This window comes from Peribacillus sp. NPDC096448 (assembly GCF_044762675.1).
Lineage (GTDB): Bacteria > Bacillota > Bacilli > Bacillales > DSM-1321 > Peribacillus > Peribacillus frigoritolerans_B.
Genome location: NZ_JBIWEU010000006.1, coordinates 92,446 through 115,005 on the forward strand (window position 1 = coordinate 92,446; position 22,560 = coordinate 115,005).

Sequence of the window (22,560 nt, forward strand, 5' to 3'; positions counted from 1 at the left end):
GGAAAGGACAAGATCTATATTCCACCTGTTGCCGCTGCTATGGCTTATATAGGCTGCAATCGTAGAAATATGGCTCTTCAGCCAAAATGAAAAAATTCAGTTTCTTCCTATTATAAAGTCTTTTTCATCCTTTCCGGTTCCAGGAGGGATTTTGAAATCGTAATTTATGTTAAATTTGGTAAATTGAATCTTTTATGGATGATAAAAATAATATGATCTTCACTTCAAATTGTAGGGAAGAATTCGGGGTTCATTAATTTTCAGGAAAAATTATTTGAAAAAAGCTGATCAAAAAAGCCGGAGGGGAATGATGTCGATACTACGCGTAATCCATTTGTTATTTTATGGAATTCAAGTGCGGCAGGACGTAATAATGAACGGGTAAAACTTTTACTGATACGGGGTTTCGAAGTCGGTTGAGAAAAGCATCCATGTAACCGGCAATCCATTTTCAACTGTCGAATTATCGGGAAAAAAATCCTGGATATATCCATAGCTTTCAATAATTGAAGATTTATATTTTTACATATTTTGTAATGCACTGGTTTTTTTATAAAGAGTCGTTTATAATGGTAAAAGCCTGAAGGACGTGAAAATATTTAGTGACTGTCATCTGCAGTCACACCCAAAAATTACGGTAATATTTATTGGAATAAGACATGGAGTTCCTATATATTTGTTATAGGTGCGCTGAACATTCGAGACGGGCGAAACTCTGTTATTTTTTCGAAGGCTTGTTCATAAGCTAAAGAAGTGTTCTGGATATAAGAGTTATGGATGTGACAAAAGGTGGTTTTTCACAATCTTGACTATCCAAGTGAAAGAATGCTATTATAAGGTTTCCGATTTTCCGTCTTTTGTAAGTTTGTAAAAATTTATATAAATAAACCACTAGATTAATAGAGGTGAAAGCATGAATAATTTTCTTAAAAAAAGCCGGCATTTATTTGCAGATAACATACTAGGCTTTTTCTTTATTGCGGTAGTCTTGTTTTGGATAAAAACTTATATTGGATATCGAATTGAATTTAACTTAGGTCTTGAAAATGGCCTGCAACAGTTCTTACTGTTCATAAATCCGATTAGTTCAGCCATTTTATTCTTTGCCTTGGCACTATTGGCTAGAGGCAAAAAATCGTTTAAATGGATCATCAGGTTGAACCTATTGATGTCCTTATGGTTATTCTTCAATATTGTATACTACCGGTCATTTACCGATTTCATTACATTGCCAACCTTGACGCAAGTGCAAAATGCCGGGGATTTGGGACCGAGTATTTTAGAATTATTTAAAGGCCATGATGTATTTTATTTCCTTGATACGGTTCTTTTGATCGTGTTGTACAGATTCAAAGACTTTAAAGTGGAAGACTTCAAAGTCAAACGCCGTACAGTTGGAATGGTCTACCTTGCGGGATTAGCAATTTTCGCCATCAATTTGGGACTTGCTGAAAAGGATCGCCCGCAATTATTATCAAGAACATTCGACCGGAACTATATCGTCAAATACTTGGGCATGTTCAACTATACGGTTTATGATGCCGTTCAGAATACTAAAACATACGCTCAGCGTGCGACTGCAAACAGCACGGATATCGCCGAAGTCGTCAACTATACGAAGGCAACAAGCGCTGAACCGAATCCTAAGTATTTTGGTGCAGCCAAAGGCAAGAATGTCATTTACCTGCATTTGGAATCGATGCAGAATTTCCTTATCGATTATAAGTTGAATGGGGAAGAAGTAACTCCATTTTTGAACTCACTTGCAGCAGATAAGTCAGATTTCATGCACTTTGATAATTTCTTCCATCAAGTAGGCCAAGGTAAAACAGCGGATGCCGAATTCATGCTTGAAAATTCCCTGTTCGGTTTACCACAGGGGGCAGCATTCACAAACCGTTCCCAAAATACGTATCAAGCAGCACCAGCTATTTTAGGACAACAAGGATACACATCTGCTGTGTTCCATGGTAATTACAAATCTTTCTGGAACCGGGATAATATGTATAAGTCTCTTGGTTTTAATCAGTTCTTCGATGCAAACCATTATAATATGGAAAATAAAGAGGAAGTACTAAGTTATGGGTTGATGGATAAGCCTTTCTTTAAGGAATCGATTCCGATGTTAGAAACGCTTAAACAGCCTTTCTATACAAAATTCATAACGGTATCCCATCATTTCCCATATTCAATGGACCAGGAAAAAGCAACAATCGGTAAGCATACGACAGGCGATGCTTCCGTTGATAGTTACTTCCAAACTGCACGCTATGCCGATGAGGCGCTTAAAGAGTTTTTCGATTATCTGAAGGAATCCGGTCTATATGATAACTCGGTAATCGTTATGTATGGTGATCACTATGGTATTTCCGAAAACCATAAAGAAGCCATGTCAAAAGTTCTTGGCAAGGATGTTGGCGCATTTGAGAATGCCCAATTGCAACGTGTACCATTATTGATTCATGTTCCAGGTGTTGAAGGCGGGGAAATGCACCAATACGGAGGACAGATTGACCTTCTCCCGACTTTATTGCATCTGTTAGGAATTGAATCTAAAGATTATGTACAATTCGGTTCCGATTTATTGTCAAAAGATCATAATGAAGTGGTACCTTTCAGGAATGGTGATTTTGTAACACCGGATGTCACTTCCATTAAAGGGAAATACTACGATACTAAAACAGGAGAATTGGTCGAGGAAAATGATGACATCCTCAATTATAAAACGAGAGCTGAAACGATGCTCAATTTATCCGACCAAGTAGTGAACGGCGACTTACTCCGTTTCTATACTCCAAATGGCTTTAAACCGATTGATCCTGCTGATTATGATTACACATATGATGAAGAAGGTTCTGAGGAAGATAAGAACGATAAATAAGGCTAATGAAAGTACAGGCAGGAAGCCATCGCTTCCTGCCTGTTTTTTATATGTGTCATCCTTTATTGGTCATCATGGCAATATACTTTCTGATTTCATCAGGCTTCCCTGCATATTTTTCAGCACGTTGTTCGTCTTTCAGGATTTTATCTTTTGCTTTGACCAGGATTTCTTCACCCTTGGCTTGCGGCACGGCCACGACTCCATCCATGTCCCCTATGATGATGTCCCCTGGAAATACGGTGACACCTCCACAGGAAATGGGCACATTGGTTTCGCCTACACCTGCCTTGCCGCTAGCGGCAACAGTAGTCCCTTTGCTGAACACAGGAAAATTCAATTCTTTAATGGCTTCAAGATCGCGAATGACCCCATCGACTACGAGGCCGCCAATTTCCATGGTCTGCATCATGCCGACAACAAAGTCTCCTGCTATAGCCCGGTATGTATCCCCCTTGCTGTCAACGACTATTATATCCCCAGGCTTGGCTTCGCCGATTGCTTTTAACACGGCTGAATTATCACCGACGGGAATCTGTACGGTCAAAGCTCGTCCGGCCATACGAAATTCTTCCTTTAAGGGTTTTATTGCCGAATCCAGATTACTCAAACCTTCCATTGCATCTGAAATCGCCGTGGTGGGCAAATTCCTGAACTGTTGAATAAGATTATCCATGACTATGATTCCTCCTTAAGAGTTAATGAATATAGCCTAATTATACACAAATTTTGCAATTTTCTAATAGTTTTCCGTTTGATAAAATGGTAAATGTAGTGTAATCAATATCTGAAGGGGGAGGGAAGTTCAGTGTCACAAGGGGGTTCAAATCAAATTCCGTTTTAATCAATCGATTGATTAAACTTTATAGATCTTCGTTATGAAGAGGTTGAAATACCTGCATAGGAGCAGTCCTAGCAAAATTAATGGTAGGGTCTCCATGGCAGTTTGATGTTGCATATCTTTGGTGTTTTCCTGATCTGGATGGGGATGTCAGCGAAGAAATCCATATTACTCAGCCAGTGTGCGGGAGGTCAATAACGATCTTCAAAGCAGGAGCAGAATCAAGACGGATGTTGCCAATGTAAGCCAAAGGGGGCTGAAAACTTCTGGATGAATGATTAAAAAAATGATTCCTGCAATAGTGGCAGCCTGCTGTATGGTCATATGTCTAATGAAGTGGATTCCAGCTTTAATACAGGCTTTAAGCAGAGGCATTTGATTCATTTTCATTCCTCCTTTTACTTTCAATAATATGACCAGGCATAAAAGAAAATACATGGGGATTCGTTTTCTGCTCAATTATTACGGGTATAGTAAAGGTAAAATAAAAGGAGGAATCTAGGTGGTCATTGTATATATTAGTCTTGCCCTCTTTATCGGATCGATTATTTATTTAGCGTTTTTTGCTTTTAAAACATTTAAGGATTCCAAACCGACAATTGAAAATGTGACTGAAACCGTTACACGCCTCCAGGCAAAAACGGACCAGATTAAATCGGAAACGGACCAACTCGCCATGACACAGCAAGAAATCACTGATGATGTTCAGTATAAAAAAGAGGCCGTACAATATACGGTTGAGGCGGCTAAAGAAATACCTGAACCCTTTAAAAATATTTGGTTTACAATAAAAGGTGACAAGTGGAAGCATAGAAACAGAAGCGATGCATAACTGTTTGACCGATCCTGAAATGAACATGATATAGTATGGAAATAATATGTTTCTAGGGTTCCTCGGTTGAACGTTACCGGAATGGTCCAAGAGAAACGCGCAGGAATCTGCGTACACGGAGGGAAAAAAGCCCGGGAGGTTATGATTTATGACCTCCCGGGCTTCTGTAATTGGAGGGGAAAAGATGGCTTGGATTCATTTGGTGATTGCAGGATTATTTGAAGTGGTATGGGCGACAAGTTTAAAGTATACCGAGGGTTTTACGAAATTATTACCTTCTGTCATAACGATCGCTGGCATGGTTATTAGTTTTTATTTTTTGTCCTCGGCGATAAAAACCCTGCCAATGGGAACAGCGTATGCAATTTGGACCGGAATAGGGGCTCTTGGGGCAGGTGAAATGAGAATTCATGAAGCCATCATGGAAGGATTAACCCCGAATACATCCTATACTTACCGTGTAGGAAGGTTCAGCCGGTTGGTCTGAAGCCTATACATTCACAACAGACCCTAGGAATAGCAAACCGTTTACGTTCCTTTTCACAACCGATTCTCAAGCTGCAGATCAAGCAGGAAATGAATTATATGGAACTATTTTTGAACAATCAGTAACAAATATCCTAAAGCAAGATTCCTGCTTCATTCAGGGGATATTGTCGATGATGGCACTAAAATGGAACAATGGGAAATGTTCTTAGATGCCATCGAAGGATTGTCTGCAAACACGCAATGCATAGGGTTCTTGGAAATCATGATGTGTATGGCGAAGGGGAAAATCATTTTAAATCATTTTTTGAGAATCCCGAAATTGGCCCTGAAGGCGAGAGGGAATGGGTATATTCGTTCGACTATGGGGATATACACTTCGCTATGTTGAATCCCGAATTTGGCAGTGACTCCATGAAAGCTCAAGCCGCATGGTTAAAAGAGGACATGGAAAATACAAAAAAGAAGCCCGACAGAATATTCTTGAAATTATGAAAAAAATAGCCAAACCAATATTTGTGTTAGTTTAGACATTTGAAAAAAAGAGGAAATTAATCTTTCGCCACGTTCTCTTGAAACGAGCAATCACTTAAGTGTCAGTTATTCTTTATAACCTTATTCATTTATACATAAGTAGTGATGATGGACTTCGAAAGATCATTTTCCCCGCACATTTGACCACTTCAAAAAGTTAAACAGTTGGTTTATAATCTACTTCAACTTTATCTTTTTCTTGGTAAGGAGAAAGCATAAAGGCAGCTTTAAAGTCCGTATTCCCTTTATTTATTAAATAATGAACTTTTTTTGGTTCAACATGGATAAAATCTCCCTTTTTACATGTGAAAACTTCATTTTCAATATGTATTTCTAATTCTCCTTCGAGGATAAAGAAGTTTTCTTCCATGATATTATGATAATGGGCAGGGAAATCTTGTCCGGGCTTTAAAACAACAATTCCAAAATTCATTCTTGGTCCTTTTAAAAGATATTTTGGACCGCTATCTCCAAATCTATATTCTCTTTCATTCTCGTTAACAATTGTCATTGTAATCACTCCATATCATTTATTTTGGCTCTTTTCGTAGAGTTTGTTGTTTTTGCAAGTAACAAATTCGAGCTGATGTTGATTGTAACGGATATGTGAGACTCCTGTAGGAGAAGCGTGTTGAGGAACCCCGAAAGTGCAAAGCACTGAGGAGGCTCCTGAGACCGCCCGCGGAAAGCGAGTACCTGCAACGGAAATCAACCCTTGATCATCGTGTAAATATCATTTAACAAAGTATGCGAAACAGCCTTTATTTTAATCCAGGTGCTATCCACATATGTTCTGTTAAATCGTTGTCTGCTAATTCTAGTTGTTTTTTGTAAATATCTTTCCACTTTTTATATAGATCTTCATAAACTACGTTATTCTCGTGATTTGGATAATACGTTTTTTCGAATTTAATTACTTTTAAAATCGCATCATGGAAATCGTCATAAACTTTGGCACCTACTCCGGCACAAATAGCAGCACCAAGAGCAGTTGATTCTCTAACTACTGGGACTCTTAATGGTTTGTTAAGTACATCGGAAACAATTTGACACCATAAATCGCTTTTTGATGCACCACCGGCAAAAATAATGGACTCAGGAGATGTATTTGTTATTTCATTAACCAATTCAATATTTCCTTTTGTTACAAAGGCGGCATTTTCCATAATAGATCTGTAAAAGCTTGCTTTATTAAATTTCTCTGAGTCCAGTTTGTAATTGATAAAGCTTGGGGCTGCATGTTTCCAAGACTTATAGTTCATTATATTGGAAAATGTACATAGCATACCGTAGCTGCCAGCTGGTATGTTACGTGCTCGTTTTTCCATTTGTGAATAAATACTTTCTCCTGTTTCATTTTGAAGATACCTTTCAAGCTCACAGAAACAATCTCTATACCATCTCATTACTAAACCGGGGAAGAATGCAATTGCTTCATACTGCCAAGTATCGGGTACAGCATGGCAATTAATTCTTACTCTACATTCGTCATCGATTTCAACATGATTCGTGGTATATTCGTATTGCCAAAAACTCCCCCCAAAAACGGCTGCACCTCCTTCGTTGACAACTCCAACACCAATGCATCCTAACTGGGCATCTCCACCACCCGCAACAACTAAAGTTTCTGGACTTAAACCTGTAAGCGTTGCCATTTTTTTGGTGACATTTCCAATAACTGTTCCACTTTCATGAACAATTGGAAAAATGTCCTCCCTAAGATTTACTTTGTTGGCTAATTCAGAGTCCCAAACTCTTTCTTTAATATCAAATAGCCCGGTTGTACAGCCGTTTGAAGGTTCTACTGAAATGACATCCGATAAACGATAGGTAATCCAGTCATTGAGCATGGTGACATACTTCATTTTTTTATAAGTCTCAGGCAGATTATTTTTTATCCAAAGGATCCTTGGAATAGCTCCTAGGGAAAATGTTTGACCTGATACCTTATAAAGATCAAATTCTATTGAATCGCTTATGCTATAAAGATTATAAACTTCATCATTTGACCGCGAATCTACGTTTGCACAAGCCCATAATTCTTTTCCTTCTTCGTCATATAAGACAATCGCTTCTCTCATACTTGTGGTTGATATAGAGATAATATCTTTTGGAGCTACTTTGCTTTTTGTAATGGTTTCCTTTATTAGTTCAGTAATGATTTTGATATTTTGATTAATATCAAAATCCATTGATCCTGGATATCTCTTATCCTCTTTATGCGTCCATTCAGATTGAGCGACACACAATTCCTGGCCTAATGTATTAAATAAGATTACTCTAACACTGCCGGTTCCAGCATCTATAGCCATTAGGTATTTTTCCATAATTACCTTCCTTTCAATGATTTACTGAATCATTTAAGTTCTCCCTAAACCAAACTTTGAGCTACCAATTCATCAGTAATTAGTACATCTATGTATCCCCCCTTAAGTGCACCTATTATTGCATCCTTTTTATCAAGGCCTCCTGCAACTGCCACAACATGATTAAGTGATTTTAATGCATCAATTTCAGTACTAATCAGCTTTTTATGAAAATCTAAATCTAGAACATGACCATTTATGTCGTAAAACTGGCTTAGTAAATCGCCAACAGCGCCCTTTGTTTTTAAAATTTCAAAATCATTCGCATTTAGGTATCCTTCTTTAACTAAAGTCGCACGATCATTAAGAGCACCAATTCCTATTACAGTAATATTCGAATAAGGAATCATTTCTAATATTTTTTTTACCGGTTTTTCCTCTAGCAAATGATCTGCAATATCTTTTGAAGATACGAGTAGGGGAGTGGGAACAATGTAGTGATTATAATTTGGATTCGTATAGTAATCGGATCTTGTATCTATTGCTGTGGGCATGTAGAACTTTACGCCGCCAGACAAAGATACAAAAGTAATTTTATATTTAGTTGATATTTGTAAGTGTCCCAGGGTTTTCGATACTGCTTCTCCGTAACCTATACTTATCATTGTGTCGCTTGTAATTCGATCTTCAATGTATTGGGCAGCAGCAATTGTAAGACTGTCAACTGTATTGTCATGGGAGGTTGGGACAATATAAATATCCTTCAAATTGTATTTTTCTTTAATCTTATTTTGGATCGTCAGATTATCCAATTCTTCTAAGTTAATTTTGAATTGTATAACATTGTTTGTTTTGGCTTTTTCGAGGTATTTAATCACCTTCGTTCTAGATAGGTTTAGAGATTTAGAGATTTCATTTTGAGTCAATCCTTCAATATAATACTGCCAAGCAATTTTTACGATTAAGTCATTCTCATATGTCATTTTTCATCACTCTTTTATCATTATTTGGATTTAAACAAAATATTCATCTATAAATATTTGTTTTGAAAAAATTAAAAATAATAACAAGATAAATATAAATTGTTAACGATTTTGTCATAGCGGGAGAATAAGAATAAACGTATATTTTAAGCCGTTTTTATGAATATTCAGTTTTGAAATTTATTATCACTAAAAAAATTAATCGTATTTCCTGAATGATCAAAATAGTTAAAATGTGAATAAAGTGATGCTTACTTAATAAAATGTATTAAATTATACTGAAGTATCCTTGAGAAAGCGGTTACAAACCAGAGTTGTTTAAACTACATACATAGACATATTTTGAGAAAGTATGGAGGGTCTTTTATGGAAGTATTAAGACAGCTAGTGAAATTTGAAAATATCCAGAAGTCATTTAATCAAAATAAAGTGTTAAAGGGTGTTTCTCTAGAAATCAGCGAGTCAGAAGTGATTTCGATTATAGGTGGTAATGGAGCTGGAAAGAGTACGTTGATGAAGATCCTTACTGGAGTTTATAAAGCGGATGAAGGAAGTATAGAAATTAATGGGGAAAAGGTCGTTCATTTTAATCCTTCGATCGCCCATAGTAAAGGAATTTATTTGGTTCCACAAGAACCGTTGCTATTTCCAAATATGACTGTCGAGCAAAATCTAACGATTGGATTTAGTAAGAATAAAGTTGAAGTAAGAGAGCAAGCAAGAAGGTTAATTGAACAATTAGGTTGGAATCTAGATTTAAATAGATTTGCCATTTCCTTATCAATAGCAGAGCAGCAGCAAGTGGAGATTATTAAGGGACTCCTAAGAGATGCGAAGGTTCTCATATTGGATGAACCAACTTCTTCATTAACGTTTGCTGAAACGGAGTCTTTGTTTAAGTTAATCGAACAATTAAAATCCTCTGGTGTAGGAATATTTTATATAACTCATAGATTAGATGAAGTTTTTCGAATTTCAACACATGCTGTTATATTGCGAGATGGAAAAGTGACTCTTAAAGGAAAGATAAATGATTTTACAAAGGAAATGTTAATCAAGGGATTATTACCTTTGGATAGCGAACGGTGTGGAAACGAAACATTTAAAAAGGAATTTCTGGATCGAAGTAAGGAAGAACCCATTCTTAAGGTACAAAAATTAGGTGGGGACGGCTTCAAAGATATTAGCTTTGATGTATATAAGGGAGAAGTAGTGGGTCTAGCTGGTCTTGTTGGAGCTGGAAGAACAGAGATTGCAGAGGCCATTTATGGAATGAATAAAGTCCAAAGCGGAAAAATCTACTTGAATGGAAAAGATATCACAGATTTATCTGCTAGTGAAACAATTGAAAACGGTTTAGCTTATATACCTGAAGACAGATTTTTGAACGGGATTTTTTCTATAAGTTCTATAAGTAGTAATGTTACAGCACAAGTAATAAAAAAACGCCGATTTTTCATTGATAAAAAATTTGAAAAAGATATTACGGATGAGTATGTTAACAAATTGAGTATTAAAATCAGCAGCCAGGATGAAGAGGTTAAATCCTTATCTGGAGGAAATCAGCAAAAGGTTGTTATAGCAAGAATTTTATCAACAAATCCACAAATCATCATCATGGATGAACCAACAAGAGGAATTGACGCAGCTGCCAGAAGTGATATTTATTCCATCATTACTCAATTAAAAGAACAGGGATACTCCATATTACTCATTTCATCAGATTTGGAGGAAATTGAAAGAATTAGTGACCGAATATATGCCATTTATCGGGGAACCTGTAATGTTTGTTTAGGATTTGATGAGATAAATGCAACTAATGTGATGAGCGCGGCTTTTGGCACTTATAGAAGGAAGTGAAAGACATGTCTAAAGTCAAAAGTATGACAAAGCATCGAGAATTTAGAACGCTAGTATTCTTAGTTTTGCTGTTTGCGATTGTAGGTTTAGTTAACTCTGATTTTATTTCTTCAGGAAACATACACAATGCGGCAAAGAATAGTTTGCTTTATATCGTGCTTGCAGTAGGGATGACATTTGTTTTATTGACTGGCGAAATCGATATCTCTATCGGTGCAGTATTAGGTCTAAGTGCTTCAGTTAGTGGAGTTGTTCTTAGAGATGGTGGGGGTATTTTCCTGGCTGTAATAATAGCGATCACAATAGGTGCTGTTATTGGATTAATCAATGGATTAGGAGTGACTAAATTAAAAATCTCTTCATTTATTATGACCCTTGGTATGCTTGAAATTGTCAGGGTAACCCACGTGATTTTTACAAATGGAAAGTGGGTTGAGAATCTTCCAGGCAACTTCAAACACATTTCACAGATGAATGTGTTCGGAATAAATGTATTGACGATCATTATCATTTTAGCAGTTATTCTCGCTCACTTTTACTTATCTAATAGTAAAAAAGGAAGGTACTTCGCTGCGATTGGTGATAATGAGGATGGTGCCGTATTAATTGGAATACCTGTTAATCGATACAAAGTTATTGCTTTTGTCATTTCCGGTGTTTCAGCTTCCATTGCTGGGCTAATATTTGCCAGCCAAATTGGCTTTATTTCAACTACTGCTGGATTGGGGATCGAAATGATTGTAATCGCTGCAGCAGTTCTTGGGGGAGTATCCTTAAGCGGAGGTATTGGGTCCGTTATAGGGGCATCAATTGGAGCGATTATCATGAGTTCCATCAACTCTGCTTTAGTATTCTTGAAGGTCCCTGCATTCTGGAATTCCGCTATTTCAGGTTCCTTATTAATTATCATTGTTGTTGCTGATGTCCTAATTGCACGCCGAGCTAACAATAGAACAAGAAAGGTTAGATTAAATGCAAGGATTCTAAACTACAAGGAGGAGGTGTGAGATTAGGATGTTAAAAAAAATACCCAAATGGAACTTAGTCTTATTGACTACTTTACTTGCAGAAATCATGATCTTTGGTCTGATTAACCCGAGATTTTGGAATATGAAAATTCTATTAAATAGCTTTAACGATTTTGTAGGGATCGCAATCATTGCCTTCTTCGTTACTTTTGTCATCATTACTGGAGGTATCGATATATCTGGTGGATCCATTATCGGATTAACATCTGTGGTAACGGGTATTCTGTCTCAAGTTTACGGAATGAATATGTGGGGTGCAGCTCTTCTTGCAGTATTAGCTGGTGGATTATGTGGTTTACTGAATGGCGTTCTAATTGCTTATGCAAGGGTTCAAGCGATGGTCATAACGCTTGGAGGGATGCTTTTATATAGCGGTATTGCTTTAGTTTTGGTTGGAATGTCTGGAGCAAGTACTTATGAAGGGATTTCCGGATTTTCACAAAGGTTTATCAACCTAACGAATGGTAAATTATGGGTCGTCCCGCATTCGGTTATCATTTTTGTTGTCATGCTGTTAATTGCTTACGTGCTACTTCATTGGACGCGATATGGAAGATACATTTATTTAACTGGAATTAACCAAAATTCTGCAGAGTACTCTGGAATCAATACGAGGAAAATAATTACTAGTACATATATATTATCAGGGCTAAGTGCAGGCATAGCAGGGATTATTTTAACTTCATATTTGGGTAGTTCTAGAGCAGATTTTGGCACTGAATATTTAATGCCAATCTTAACTGCTGTTGTATTAGGGGGAACATTAATAACAGGTGGTAAAGGGGGTGTTGTCGGGACTGCACTTGCAAGCATAATCATTGGTTTCTTAAAACTAGGATTGCAAATGGGAGGGGTCCAAACACAATATATAGGACTAGCAACAGGGATGCTCTTGATTATTTCAGTAGCATTTATGGGAGGTCAAAAATTTAAGTTGAATGTTAGAAGGTTACTGAATTTTAAGAAAGATAGAGGAGGTAATCTGAATGCGTAAATCAAAATTTTTCAAAGTATTCACTGGTCTGGCAATTTCAGCAATGTTATTAGCAGCTTGTAATAGCGAGGATGCTGGAAGCAGTACTGATGGAGAAAAGGGAGAAAAAGATGCGAGCGATATTGAAGTAGTCTTCATCCCAAAAATGACAGGGAATGCTTTCTTTGAATCTGGGAATGACGGTGCACAGGAAATGGCTGAAAAAATTGGTTTTAATGTTAAGTATGATGGTGCCCCTGAAGGAACAGTTGCAAATCAAGTGCAAATTATTAATAGTGCAGTTAATAGTGGTGCTGATGCAATAGCTATTTCGTCTGTTTCTTCAGATGGATTAAATCAAGCATTACAAAAAGCATTAGATGCTGGAATTAAAGTTGTCACTTGGGATTCAGATGTTGATCCAAAATATAGATCAGCCTATATAAATCAAGGAACACCTGACATTTTGGGTGCTATGCTTGTTGACATGGCTGCAGAACAACTTGAAAATCCTGATGAGCCACAACAAGTTGCTTGGTTCTACTCAAGTCCAACTGTTCCAGACCAAAATTCATGGGTTGATTATGCTGAAAAGTATATTGCTGAAAAATATCCAAATTGGGAAATTGTAACAAAGCAATTCGGGGAAGGAAACGAACAGGTATCTCTACAAAAGGGAGAAAGTATCTTAGATACCTATCCTGATATTGATGTAATCATCTGTCCTGATTCAACTGCTCTTCCTGCTATGGCACAGGCAGCACAAAATAAAGGTTTAAACAAGGAAGATGTGGTTATTACTGGATTTGCTTCTCCTAATTCAATGAGACAATATATTGAAAATGAAATAATTGAAAATCATGGTTTATGGGATGTTAAAGATCAAGGTGCACTTGCCGTTTATATTGCGTATCATTTAGCACAAGGAAATGAATTAAAAGTTGGAGGTACTATTGATGTCCCTGAGCTTGGAGAAGTAAAAGTAGAGCCTAACACAGTTCAAGGCTATGATTACGAAGCAGAAGACTCTGGTATCATCATATTGCCTGAAAGAATAGTATTCACGAAAGAAAATACAAACGACTACGATTTTTAATAATTATTATTAGAGTATAGTAAAGAAAGGGAGATCAGAATGGCGGATAATATAGGAAACAAAGCGGCGAAAGACTTTTCGAGTGAGATAGAATTTGCTAATAATGGTAATTTTCATGTAAAGGGTGCTGCTAATTATGATTGGGGAATGAAGGATAGATTATCAAGAATTTTCAACCCAGTAACTGGGAAAACAGTAATGCTAGCATTTGATCATGGTTACTTCATGGGACCAACATCTGGGCTAGAAAGATTAGATATTCTAATTCCTAAGTTAGCAAATTATGCTGATTGTCTGATGGGAACTAGAGGTGCAATCAGAAGTAGTGTACCACCGACATTTAATAAATCAATTGCTTTAAGAGCATCATCAGGTTCGAGCATTTTGCAAGATGATTTAAGTCACGAATCCATGGTTGTAGATATAGATGATGCAATTAAGATGAATGCAAGCGCAATAGCTATTCAAACTTTTATTGGTGCTGATGGACAAAAAGAAACAATCGAAGAATTAAATAAAGCGATTAACCTAGGTTCAAAATATTCTATTCCTACAATGGGTGTTGTAGCTGTTGGAAAGGACATGGAACGGACTCCTCAATTTTTCTTATTGGCTACAAGAATGCTAGCTGAATTTGGAGTTCAAATTGTTAAAACATATTATTGTGATGATTTTGAAAAAGTAGCTGCAGCTTGTCCAGTACCACTAGTAGTTGCTGGCGGTAAAAAAATTCATGAGAAAGATGCACTAGCTTTAGCATATAACTCCATTCAAGGTGGCGCTGCAGGAGTTGATATGGGTAGGAATATTTTCCAATCGGCATATCCAGAAGAAATGATTCAAGCTGTTGCTAAAGTCGTGCATGAAGGATACTCAGATAATGAGGCTTATGAATTTTTCCTGCATCTAACGAATGTTAGCGGGGAAGTTTAATTATAAAAAGAGAGTTCAGTCTAAAGGTTCATATAAAGCTTCTACTAATATATATAGGGTAGAGGCTTTCTTTTTTTGGAATTTTATCTCTTGGAGGTTATAAAAATGGCAAAAGTAGCTTTTCTACTAGCATCAGATTTCGAGGATTCCGAAATGAAAAACCCTTATGAAGAAATTAAGAAAGCGGGTCATGAAACTGTAATTATCGGTAATGCAAGAGGTGTTGTATACAAAGGGAAGAAAAATACAGTCTCTTATCAAACTGAATTAGCAGCTGGTGAAGCTGACGCAAATGACTTTGATGCTGTTATAATACCTGGTGGCAGTGCACCAGAAGATTTAAGAGTTAATCAGGATACAGTTGATTTCGTTAAGGGTCTGCATAATAAATCGAAAGTGATAGCTGGAATCTGTCACGGCCCACAAGTCATGATAAGTGCGGATATCCTTAACGGTAAAGAAATTACATGTTATAAAGGTATTCGTGATGACGTAATAAATAGTGGAGCAAAATACCTTGATGAAGAAGTTGTCGTAAGTCAAAACATAATTACTTCAAGGACTCCGAATGATGAGCCAGCTTTTATTAGAGAAATTTTAGCTAAGCTGAATTAAGAATGAATAGAAACAAGGTATAGTAGTAAGAATGGTTTTTTTAGTAGTTATTTCCATGATATTAAGTCTGGTTATTAGTTGTTCTGCATGTTATGTCAAATAAAAATACATTGATGCTGGGTTTACTTCGGTTATGATAGACGCATCCCGTTTAACATTTGCAGAAAATGTGAAGTTAACCGAGCAGGTAGTTGAATACGCTCATGAACGTGGAGTATCGGTTGAAGCTGAGGTAGGAAGTAAGGTGGGAAAGAAGATGATGTAATCTCAGAAGGTTCTATCTATGCAGATCCAAAGGATTGTGAGATGTTAGTTAAACTCACTGGTATTGACCTTTTAGCTCCAGCACTTGGATCTGTTCATGGCCCTTACAAAGGAGAACCAAAACTAGGTTTTGAAGAAATGAAAGAGATTAGTCAAACAATTGGTATACCCTTAGTTTTACACGGTGCTTCAGGCCTTCCTACTGAACAAATAAAAAAATCTATTTCGTTAGGAACTGCAAAAATTAATGTGAATGCAGATAATCATCTTGCGTTTACAAAAACTGTTAGAGACATATTAAATCAAGATCCTGAAGTATACGATGCTAGCAAATATGTAAGTCTTGGTCGTGAAGCGGTGAAAGAAACGGTTATTGGTAAAATACGCTTATTTGGTTCTTCAGGTAAAGCTTTATAAATAGAGTGCCACTGTCACCACCCGAATAATCTTGTTTCACAATAATGTTTCAAAGAGCTTTGTTAAGGGAAAAGAAACAGCCTGGGCCATTTTAAAAATTGAAGGAAAAAGAATTTCAGATTCACTAAATTACTAGTGCAGTAACATTCTGGTAGGCATCATCGTATTTAACGAGCCTAAGGATGCGATGCGATTGGTATTCGTCGGTTTTATTTTGGTTGGAATTATCGGCTTGAAGGTCACTTCTTCTGAATAATCTACCCACTCCTCGCAAATAGTAATGTTAAATGATTTTTGAGGAGTGAAGAATATGAACTATAAAGCGATAGTATCAAGTTTGATGATGGTTTTAGTGATTACAGGTTGTGCAACTAATGATAACGAAGGTGCCAATGAAAATCTTGGCCTGAATCGTACTCATCAGGATAATTTAGATAATCCGATGAATGTAAACGACACAAGGCAAAATGTTAATAATGTTAATAATGATAATGGCATAAACGGTATGAGGGTCTCCGAGGATATCTCAAATCGAGTTGAAACCTTGAAGGAAGTTAATAATGCAAATGTCATCGTGACTGAAAATAATGCCTATGTAGGGGCAGTATTAAAAGACGGCGGGGAAAAGGATATCTCGAATGACCTTAAAGAAAGGGTTGCTGATACAGTAAGGGAAGCCGATCCATCTGTAGACCAAGTTTATGTGTCGGCAAATCCGGACTTTGTTCAAAGAATGGAAGGGTATGCGAATGATATCGAGAATGGAAAACCCGTTGAAGGATTTGCTGAAGAGTTCCGTGAACTTGTAACACGGATTTTTCCAAGTCCGAGGTAATAGGTAATCATCAAAGAATTAAGATGTAAAGACTTATCCGGTGGATTCCGGATAGGTCTTTTCCTATTTTAAAGATATCTGTGGATCATGACTAACTTTAAATAGGGTGGTTACAATAATCGAATGAACTAAAAATTTTGTAATGGGGGTGGGATGGTGAGGTTATTTAAGGGCAGGAGGGAAATGGATCCAGTATCCTTCCAGGTTACTTCCAAGGATTTTAAGGAACTCCTTAAAAAGTTTAAAGCATCTAATGATTTTCTTACCTTCCAATTCCCGAATGACGATGGCTATATCATCTCCTACTTCAATTCACTGGTTAGTGCACAACAGCTCCATGAACAAGTATTGGCAGTCATGTCGAATCAACCAAAGAAGGTCCTTAAGCAACTAAAAGGCGATATTCCGATGGAAGATATGAAATTGACGGCTGATCTAAAAGACATTCAAAGGTTGGTTTTGGCAGGATCGATCATGATTCAATACAAGCAAGATGATGAAATGTGTTTGCTCATTCCATGTGTTCACAGTGTGAAAAGGCAAATTTCCACACCCGAGTCGGAGTATACTGTCGTTGGGTCCAAGGAGGCCTTTGTTGAATCGCTTGATTCGAATTTGAATCTGATTCGCAACCGGTTGCCCACCCCTGATTTGCAGTCCAAGGAATTTAGGGTCGGGAGCATCTCGCAAACAAGGATAGCGGTACTCTACATAGATGGGGTGGTAAATCAACAGATCATTAAGACAGTCATACAGAGAATAGAAGATATAGAATATGATACGATCGTCGATATATCGTTTGTAAGCCAGATGATCACGGATAATCGGAATTCGATGTTTCCGCAACTGATTGATACGGAGCGGCCTGATCATCTGGCCAGTGTATTATCGGAAGGGAAAATAGGCATCATGCTGGATGGATCTCCTCATGCATTGGTTGGTCCCAATACCATCATCTCATTCTTCTCATCATTTGAAGATTATTTTCAAATTTGGAATCTCGGTACTTCATTCCGTTTGATTCGGCTTTTCGCCGTGCTGTTTTCCGTTTTGTCTTCCCCTCTGTATGTGGCCGTTTTAACCTATCATTATCAAGTGATTCCAACGGATTTGCTGCCAATCTTAATATCATCCAGGGGAGTGATTCCTTTTCCGCCAATCTTGGAAGCGATTGTGCTGGAAGGGACGATCGAATTGCTGAGGGAAGCGGCGGTCAGGCTGCCTGCTAAGGTTGGCTCTACCATCGGCATTGTCGGCGGTATAGTCATCGGTACAGCCGCTGTGGAAGCGGGATTTGTCAGTAATGTCTTGCTGATGCTTGTCGCTTTGGCTGCCTTGGCTTCATTTACAGTGCCGATTTACCAAATCAGCAATACGATTCGCCTTATCCGCTTTCCTTTTCTAATTGCAGCCCAGTTATACGGGCTGTTTGGAATAGCTTTATGCAGTGCATTCATATTAAGTCATTTATTGAAATTGACTTCGCTTGGCAGTCCTTATTTAGACCCGCTTTACCCGTTAAGAATTCATGACTTTAAAGATAGTCTGATTCGCCTCCCTTTTTCAAAGCAGAAAAAACGCCCGCAATTTCTGCGGACGGAAAATTCACTAAGGATAAGGAAGGAGGCAAAAATGCGAAACTCCCATAATGATATTGATGAATAAGGTGTAGAAAGCGGTGAGATGGCATGGAAGTCAAACCAAATGAAACTAAACTAATATCTCCATTTTTTGTTTTTTTCCTCATGCCAGGCATGCAGATAGGAGTAGGGATATTGGGGTTTGAACGGATCATAGCGAAAGAGGCTGGCCAAGACGCATGGATAGCGGTCCTGATATCAGGGTTGATCATAAATGTTCTGCTTTGGATGTGTTTCAAGCTTTTAGGCAGGGGCCCCCAGACACTTGATTTGGTTGCCATCCATAAGGATTTGTTTGGCAAATGGGTCGGAAATGCTTTCAATATTTTATTCATCCTCTACTTTATAATGATTTCCATCATTCTTATCAGGACTTATTTAGAAGTCATTCAGGTTTGGATGTTCCCTGGTGTCAATGTCCTGATGCTAATAACCATCATTCTTATTCTTGTGTATAACTTTGTGGAGGGAGGTTTCAGGGTCATTACCGGTTTTTGCATAATCGGGCTTATTATCGGATCGCCATTATTCCTTTTGAATTATTTTCCATTGAAGTATGCCCACTTTGAAAATTTGGGTCCGTTTCTTGATCATTCCTTTTTGGACATCATGAAGGCCTGTAAGAAAATGACCCTGAATTACCTTGGTTTTGAATTACTCCTCATTTATTATCCTTTCATTAAAAATCGTGAAAAATCTCAAAAATGGGCCCACTTAGGGGCGTTGTTTACTATGGTGATATATTTAGTATCCATAATTGTTTCGTTGGCCTACTATCATCAAGATCAGCTGAAAGATGTAATTTGGGCAACTTTGACGTTATGGAAAATTGTAGACCTTCCATTCATTGAAAGGTTCGAATACATAGGGATTTCCGTTTGGCTGTTCATGGTGCTGCCGAATGTTTGCATAGGGGTTTGGGCAGCAAGCAGGACAGCGAAAAGAGTATTCGGATTCAGACAGAAAAAGATGGTGGTTCTCATTCTGATTACCATCTTAGTTTCCTGCATTTTTTTGGATAACCGCTATAGAATCGATAAGTTTAACACGATCAGTTCGCAAATTGGTTTTTATATCGTTTATTTATATCTTCCTCTCTTATTCATATGGCAGTCGATCGTCTATAAAGTTAGGGGGCATAAATCATGAAAATCAAACTTCTCTTGATAACATTAGCGAGCTTTTTGGTGGCGGCGTGCGGCGTGGAAAAGCAAATATTAGAAGATATATTAATTGCTGAAGTCGTAGGTTATGATGATGCCGAAGGCAAAAAAATCAAAGGTACGGTCGTTGTCAGCGTTCCTCAGCCTGGGGAGGAAGCAGATCTGGGTAAAGAAGTATATGAAGCGAACTCCCATGATATAAAGGCGGCCCGCCAGCAAGAAAATGCAAAAACACCATACCCGATTGTCGGCGGGAGACTGACAGTCATTCTATATGGTGAAGGATTGGCAAGTAATGGGTTGAATGATTATGTCGATACATATAGGCGTGACCCAATGGTGGGAAGGGATTTGTATTTAGCGGTCGTTCATGGCAAAGCGGAGGATGTAGTTAAAATGGAGCCAAAGTTGATTAAAACTCCAGGGGTTCAAGTGAAAGAGCTGATCGAACAGAATATAAGGACCAATTTGCCTGATGTGGATCTTCACAGGTATTTATATGCGTGCCATGGTAAAGGAATCGATCCGGTCTTGCCCTTATTGGAAACTGCAGGAGACCAAATACGGGTAAGGGGGATCGCTTTGTTTAAAAAGGATCGTTATATAGGTAAATATATCCCTTATGAAGACGGCTTTTTATATAAAGTCCTTAGTGAAAACTTTAAGCTTGGGAGTTATGAGATTAAGTGGAAGGAAAATGACTTTACCGATATCAATAACGTGGAGTCACGTGTCCATTATCATATTTCGAATGCCAATCAAGACCCCAAGGTCAGGATTGATGTGAAATTAAAAGCGAGTCTGCTAGAGGTCCAGGGCTATGACTTGGGCAAAGCGGTCGACCTGAATAAAATAGAGGCCAGGGCCGAGCATGTCATTGGTAAAAAATTAAATGAGATGGTAACCATGTTTCAGGAGAACAATATAGATCCGATTGCACTCGGTGATCATGCTAAAAGTAAAACAAGAAATTTCGACCAAAAACATTGGGAGGAGGCATATCCCGATATTCCAATCGAGGTCGATCTGGATATTGAAATGATTCAAACGGGAATAGCTGAATAAAAATAGAATATTCTGGAGTTTCCCCCTTTATAATAGGGTATTGGTGTAATGATTGTGTCAATGCGCTAAAGAGGGGGAAAAGCATGGACAAAGCATGGTGGAAAGAGGCAGTCGTGTATCAAGTGTATCCAAGGAGTTTTATGGATAGTGATGGCGATGGGATAGGGGATATAAACGGGATCTTGATGAAGCTCGATTATTTACAAGAGTTGGGTGTGAACGTGATATGGCTATCCCCAGTTTATCAATCTCCCAATGATGACAATGGGTACGATATCAGTGATTATAAATCAATCATGACTGAATTCGGGACCATGTCTGATTTCGATAGGTTGTTGAAGGCAGTTCATGAGCGTGGAATGAAAATCATGATGGACCTCGTGGTCAACCATTCTTCAGATGAACATCCGTGGTTCGAGGAATCCCGATCCTCAAGAGATAATCCGAAACGTGATTATTATATTTGGAAACCTGGCAGGAATGGGAAAGAGCCAAATAATTGGGAGTCCATTTTTAAAGGTTCAGCATGGCAATATGATGAAGGAACCGATGAATATTATTTACATTTATTCAGCAGGAAACAACCGGATTTAAACTGGGAGAACCCTAAGCTCCGTGAAGAAATCTACAGCATTATGACTTGGTGGCTGGATAAGGGTGTCGATGGCTTCCGGATGGATGTCATCAACTTCCTTTCAAAAGATCAAAGCTATTCAGATGGAGCCGTTCATCATGAGAAGCAGTATGGTGATGGAAGCCCCTTTTTCCTGAATGGCCCGCGCATACATGAGTTTTTGCAGGAAATCAATCAACGGGCACTTTCTGGACATGACGTGATTACGGTTGGGGAGATGCCAGGCGTCACACCGGAGGAAGCACAATTGTTCACAGGTAAAGGTCGTGGTGAGCTACATATGGTCTTTCAATTCGAACATATGGATTTGGGGAAGGGACCAGAAGGGAAATGGAGTAACGATAAATGGAAGCTAACCGATTTAAAGCGAATTCTCTCCAAGTGGCAGACTGGTTTGGAGGGGGATGGCTGGAACAGTTTATACTGGAACAACCATGATCAGCCCCGGGTTGTCTCAAGGTTTGGTAATGATGGAAAGTATCGTATTGAAAGCGCAAAGATGCTTGCCGCTTGTCTTCATATGCTTCAAGGTACACCTTATATATATCAAGGGGAAGAGCTTGGCATGACCAATGTTGCATTTGAGGGCATCGATGAATACCGGGATATCGAAACATTGAATTCTTATGACGAACTCGTCAATTCTCATGGCTGGTCAAAAGAGCGGATGATGTCAGCCATCCACGCCCGCAGCCGGGATAATGCGAGGACACCGATTCAGTGGAATGACTCCCGGAACGCCGGATTCACGAAAGGGACTCCTTGGATTAAGGTTAATCCCAATTTTCCCGAGATTAATGCAGAAAAGGCCTACAATGATTCGAATTCCATTTTTCATTTTTATAAAAAGCTTATCCAATTACGCAAGGAACATGAAATCGTCGTTTATGGCCGTTTTGAACTGCTGTTGCCGGATGATGAACGAATATTTGCCTACACGAGATCGTTGGAAGAAGAAAAGCTGTTGGTGCTATGTAACTTTAAAGAAGAGCAGGCTCCCTATACTTTGCCTGAAGAGCTGCATGCATATGCTGCCACAAAGCTGATCGGCAATTATGATCAGGAGGAAGAAGGAATCTCCAGCAAACCCCTGCAACCATATGAATGCCGTGTTTATCATTTGAAATGAAAAAAGGACCTGTCCTTCTCCATTTAGGGAAGAACAGGTCCTTTG

General features: G+C 38.2%; 20 protein-coding genes, 1 pseudogene and 1 riboswitch. Of the genes and pseudogenes, 16 read left to right on the forward strand and 5 right to left on the reverse strand.

Annotated features, from left to right (window positions below):
• The first annotated feature begins 913 nt into the window (after positions 1-913).
• Positions 914-2,881 (forward strand): lipoteichoic acid synthase, encoded by a 1,968-nt coding sequence (gene ltaS, locus ACIQ0C_RS12200; RefSeq protein ID WP_403060172.1) that lies wholly within the window; start codon positions 914-916, stop codon positions 2,879-2,881.
• A gap of 55 nt (positions 2,882-2,936) precedes the next feature.
• Here the strand turns inward: ltaS and ACIQ0C_RS12205 are convergent, their stop codons facing one another.
• Both ACIQ0C_RS12205 and ACIQ0C_RS12210 read right to left on the reverse strand, forming a co-directional pair.
• Positions 2,937-3,557, reverse strand: a complete 621-nt coding sequence (locus ACIQ0C_RS12205) for an RraA family protein (protein WP_403060175.1) — start codon at positions 3,555-3,557, stop codon at positions 2,937-2,939.
• A 369-nt stretch (positions 3,558-3,926) separates the two neighbouring features.
• Entirely contained in the window at positions 3,927-4,106 is a 180-nt protein-coding gene (locus ACIQ0C_RS12210) for a hypothetical protein (protein ID WP_403060178.1), read from the reverse strand.
• A gap of 118 nt (positions 4,107-4,224) precedes the next feature.
• On the opposite strand from ACIQ0C_RS12210, the gene ACIQ0C_RS12215 reads away from it, so the two are divergent.
• The 3 genes from ACIQ0C_RS12215 (at position 4,225) to ACIQ0C_RS12225 (ending at position 5,535) form a co-directional block, all read left to right on the forward strand.
• Positions 4,225-4,554 (forward strand): DUF948 domain-containing protein, encoded by a 330-nt coding sequence (locus ACIQ0C_RS12215; RefSeq protein WP_402836018.1) that lies wholly within the window; start codon positions 4,225-4,227, stop codon positions 4,552-4,554.
• Between the two features lie 41 nt (positions 4,555-4,595).
• Positions 4,596-4,694, forward strand: a riboswitch (guanidine-I (ykkC/yxkD leader).
• 44 nt (positions 4,695-4,738) lie between these two features.
• Positions 4,739-5,041, forward strand: coding sequence for an SMR family transporter (locus ACIQ0C_RS12220; protein WP_403060181.1), 303 nt, complete (start codon positions 4,739-4,741; stop codon positions 5,039-5,041).
• A 194-nt stretch (positions 5,042-5,235) separates the two neighbouring features.
• Positions 5,236-5,535: a metallophosphoesterase family protein gene (locus ACIQ0C_RS12225; RefSeq protein ID WP_403060184.1), complete on the forward strand. Its 300-nt coding sequence runs from the start codon at positions 5,236-5,238 to the stop codon at positions 5,533-5,535.
• 196 nt (positions 5,536-5,731) lie between these two features.
• Here ACIQ0C_RS12225 and ACIQ0C_RS12230 read toward each other — a convergent pair whose 3' ends face one another.
• From ACIQ0C_RS12230 to ACIQ0C_RS12240, 3 genes are all read right to left on the reverse strand, one after another.
• Positions 5,732-6,085: a cupin domain-containing protein gene (locus ACIQ0C_RS12230; RefSeq protein ID WP_403060187.1), complete on the reverse strand. Its 354-nt coding sequence runs from the start codon at positions 6,083-6,085 to the stop codon at positions 5,732-5,734.
• Positions 6,086-6,335: 250 nt separating this feature from the next.
• Positions 6,336-7,901, reverse strand: coding sequence for an autoinducer-2 kinase (gene lsrK, locus ACIQ0C_RS12235; RefSeq protein ID WP_403060190.1), 1,566 nt, complete (start codon positions 7,899-7,901; stop codon positions 6,336-6,338).
• Between the two features lie 44 nt (positions 7,902-7,945).
• A complete protein-coding gene (locus ACIQ0C_RS12240) occupies positions 7,946-8,863 on the reverse strand; it encodes a sugar-binding transcriptional regulator (RefSeq protein WP_403060193.1) in 918 nt (305 codons plus the stop codon).
• Positions 8,864-9,229: 366 nt separating this feature from the next.
• Here ACIQ0C_RS12240 and ACIQ0C_RS12245 point away from each other — a divergent pair, with 366 nt between their 5' ends.
• From ACIQ0C_RS12245 to ACIQ0C_RS12300, 12 genes and pseudogenes are all read left to right on the forward strand, one after another.
• Complete coding sequence (locus tag ACIQ0C_RS12245) at positions 9,230-10,723, forward strand: sugar ABC transporter ATP-binding protein (protein ID WP_403060196.1); 1,494 nt, start codon at positions 9,230-9,232, stop codon at positions 10,721-10,723.
• A 5-nt stretch (positions 10,724-10,728) separates the two neighbouring features.
• The gene (locus ACIQ0C_RS12250) at positions 10,729-11,730 is read left to right on the forward strand and encodes an ABC transporter permease (protein WP_403060199.1); all 1,002 of its coding nucleotides are present in this window, start codon (positions 10,729-10,731) and stop codon (positions 11,728-11,730) included.
• A gap of 7 nt (positions 11,731-11,737) precedes the next feature.
• Entirely contained in the window at positions 11,738-12,745 is a 1,008-nt protein-coding gene (locus ACIQ0C_RS12255; protein WP_403060202.1) for an ABC transporter permease, read from the forward strand.
• Positions 12,738-13,820 carry an autoinducer 2 ABC transporter substrate-binding protein LsrB gene (gene lsrB, locus ACIQ0C_RS12260; RefSeq protein WP_403060205.1) on the forward strand — a complete coding sequence of 361 codons (1,083 nt, stop codon included), beginning with the start codon at positions 12,738-12,740 and terminating at the stop codon, positions 13,818-13,820. The genes ACIQ0C_RS12255 and lsrB overlap by 8 nt, the downstream gene beginning before the upstream one ends.
• A gap of 39 nt (positions 13,821-13,859) precedes the next feature.
• Positions 13,860-14,753 (forward strand): 3-hydroxy-5-phosphonooxypentane-2,4-dione thiolase, encoded by an 894-nt coding sequence (lsrF, locus tag ACIQ0C_RS12265; protein ID WP_403060208.1) that lies wholly within the window; start codon positions 13,860-13,862, stop codon positions 14,751-14,753.
• Positions 14,754-14,858: 105 nt separating this feature from the next.
• Positions 14,859-15,368, forward strand: coding sequence for a type 1 glutamine amidotransferase domain-containing protein (locus ACIQ0C_RS12270; protein WP_403060211.1), 510 nt, complete (start codon positions 14,859-14,861; stop codon positions 15,366-15,368).
• Between the two features lie 109 nt (positions 15,369-15,477).
• Positions 15,478-16,049: pseudogene (locus ACIQ0C_RS12275) on the forward strand (ketose-bisphosphate aldolase); the annotation flags it as partial.
• Positions 16,050-16,359: 310 nt separating this feature from the next.
• Complete coding sequence (locus ACIQ0C_RS12280) at positions 16,360-16,884, forward strand: YhcN/YlaJ family sporulation lipoprotein (RefSeq protein ID WP_403060214.1); 525 nt, start codon at positions 16,360-16,362, stop codon at positions 16,882-16,884.
• A 183-nt stretch (positions 16,885-17,067) separates the two neighbouring features.
• A complete protein-coding gene (locus ACIQ0C_RS12285; protein WP_403060217.1) occupies positions 17,068-18,549 on the forward strand; it encodes a spore germination protein in 1,482 nt (493 codons plus the stop codon).
• 23 nt (positions 18,550-18,572) lie between these two features.
• Entirely contained in the window at positions 18,573-19,673 is a 1,101-nt protein-coding gene (locus tag ACIQ0C_RS12290) for a GerAB/ArcD/ProY family transporter (protein WP_403060220.1), read from the forward strand.
• A complete protein-coding gene (locus ACIQ0C_RS12295; RefSeq protein ID WP_403060223.1) occupies positions 19,670-20,752 on the forward strand; it encodes a Ger(x)C family spore germination protein in 1,083 nt (360 codons plus the stop codon). Before ACIQ0C_RS12290 ends, ACIQ0C_RS12295 begins: the two co-directional genes overlap by 4 nt.
• An 83-nt stretch (positions 20,753-20,835) precedes the next feature.
• Entirely contained in the window at positions 20,836-22,515 is a 1,680-nt protein-coding gene (locus ACIQ0C_RS12300; protein WP_403060226.1) for a glycoside hydrolase family 13 protein, read from the forward strand.
• Positions 22,516-22,560 lie beyond the last annotated feature (45 nt).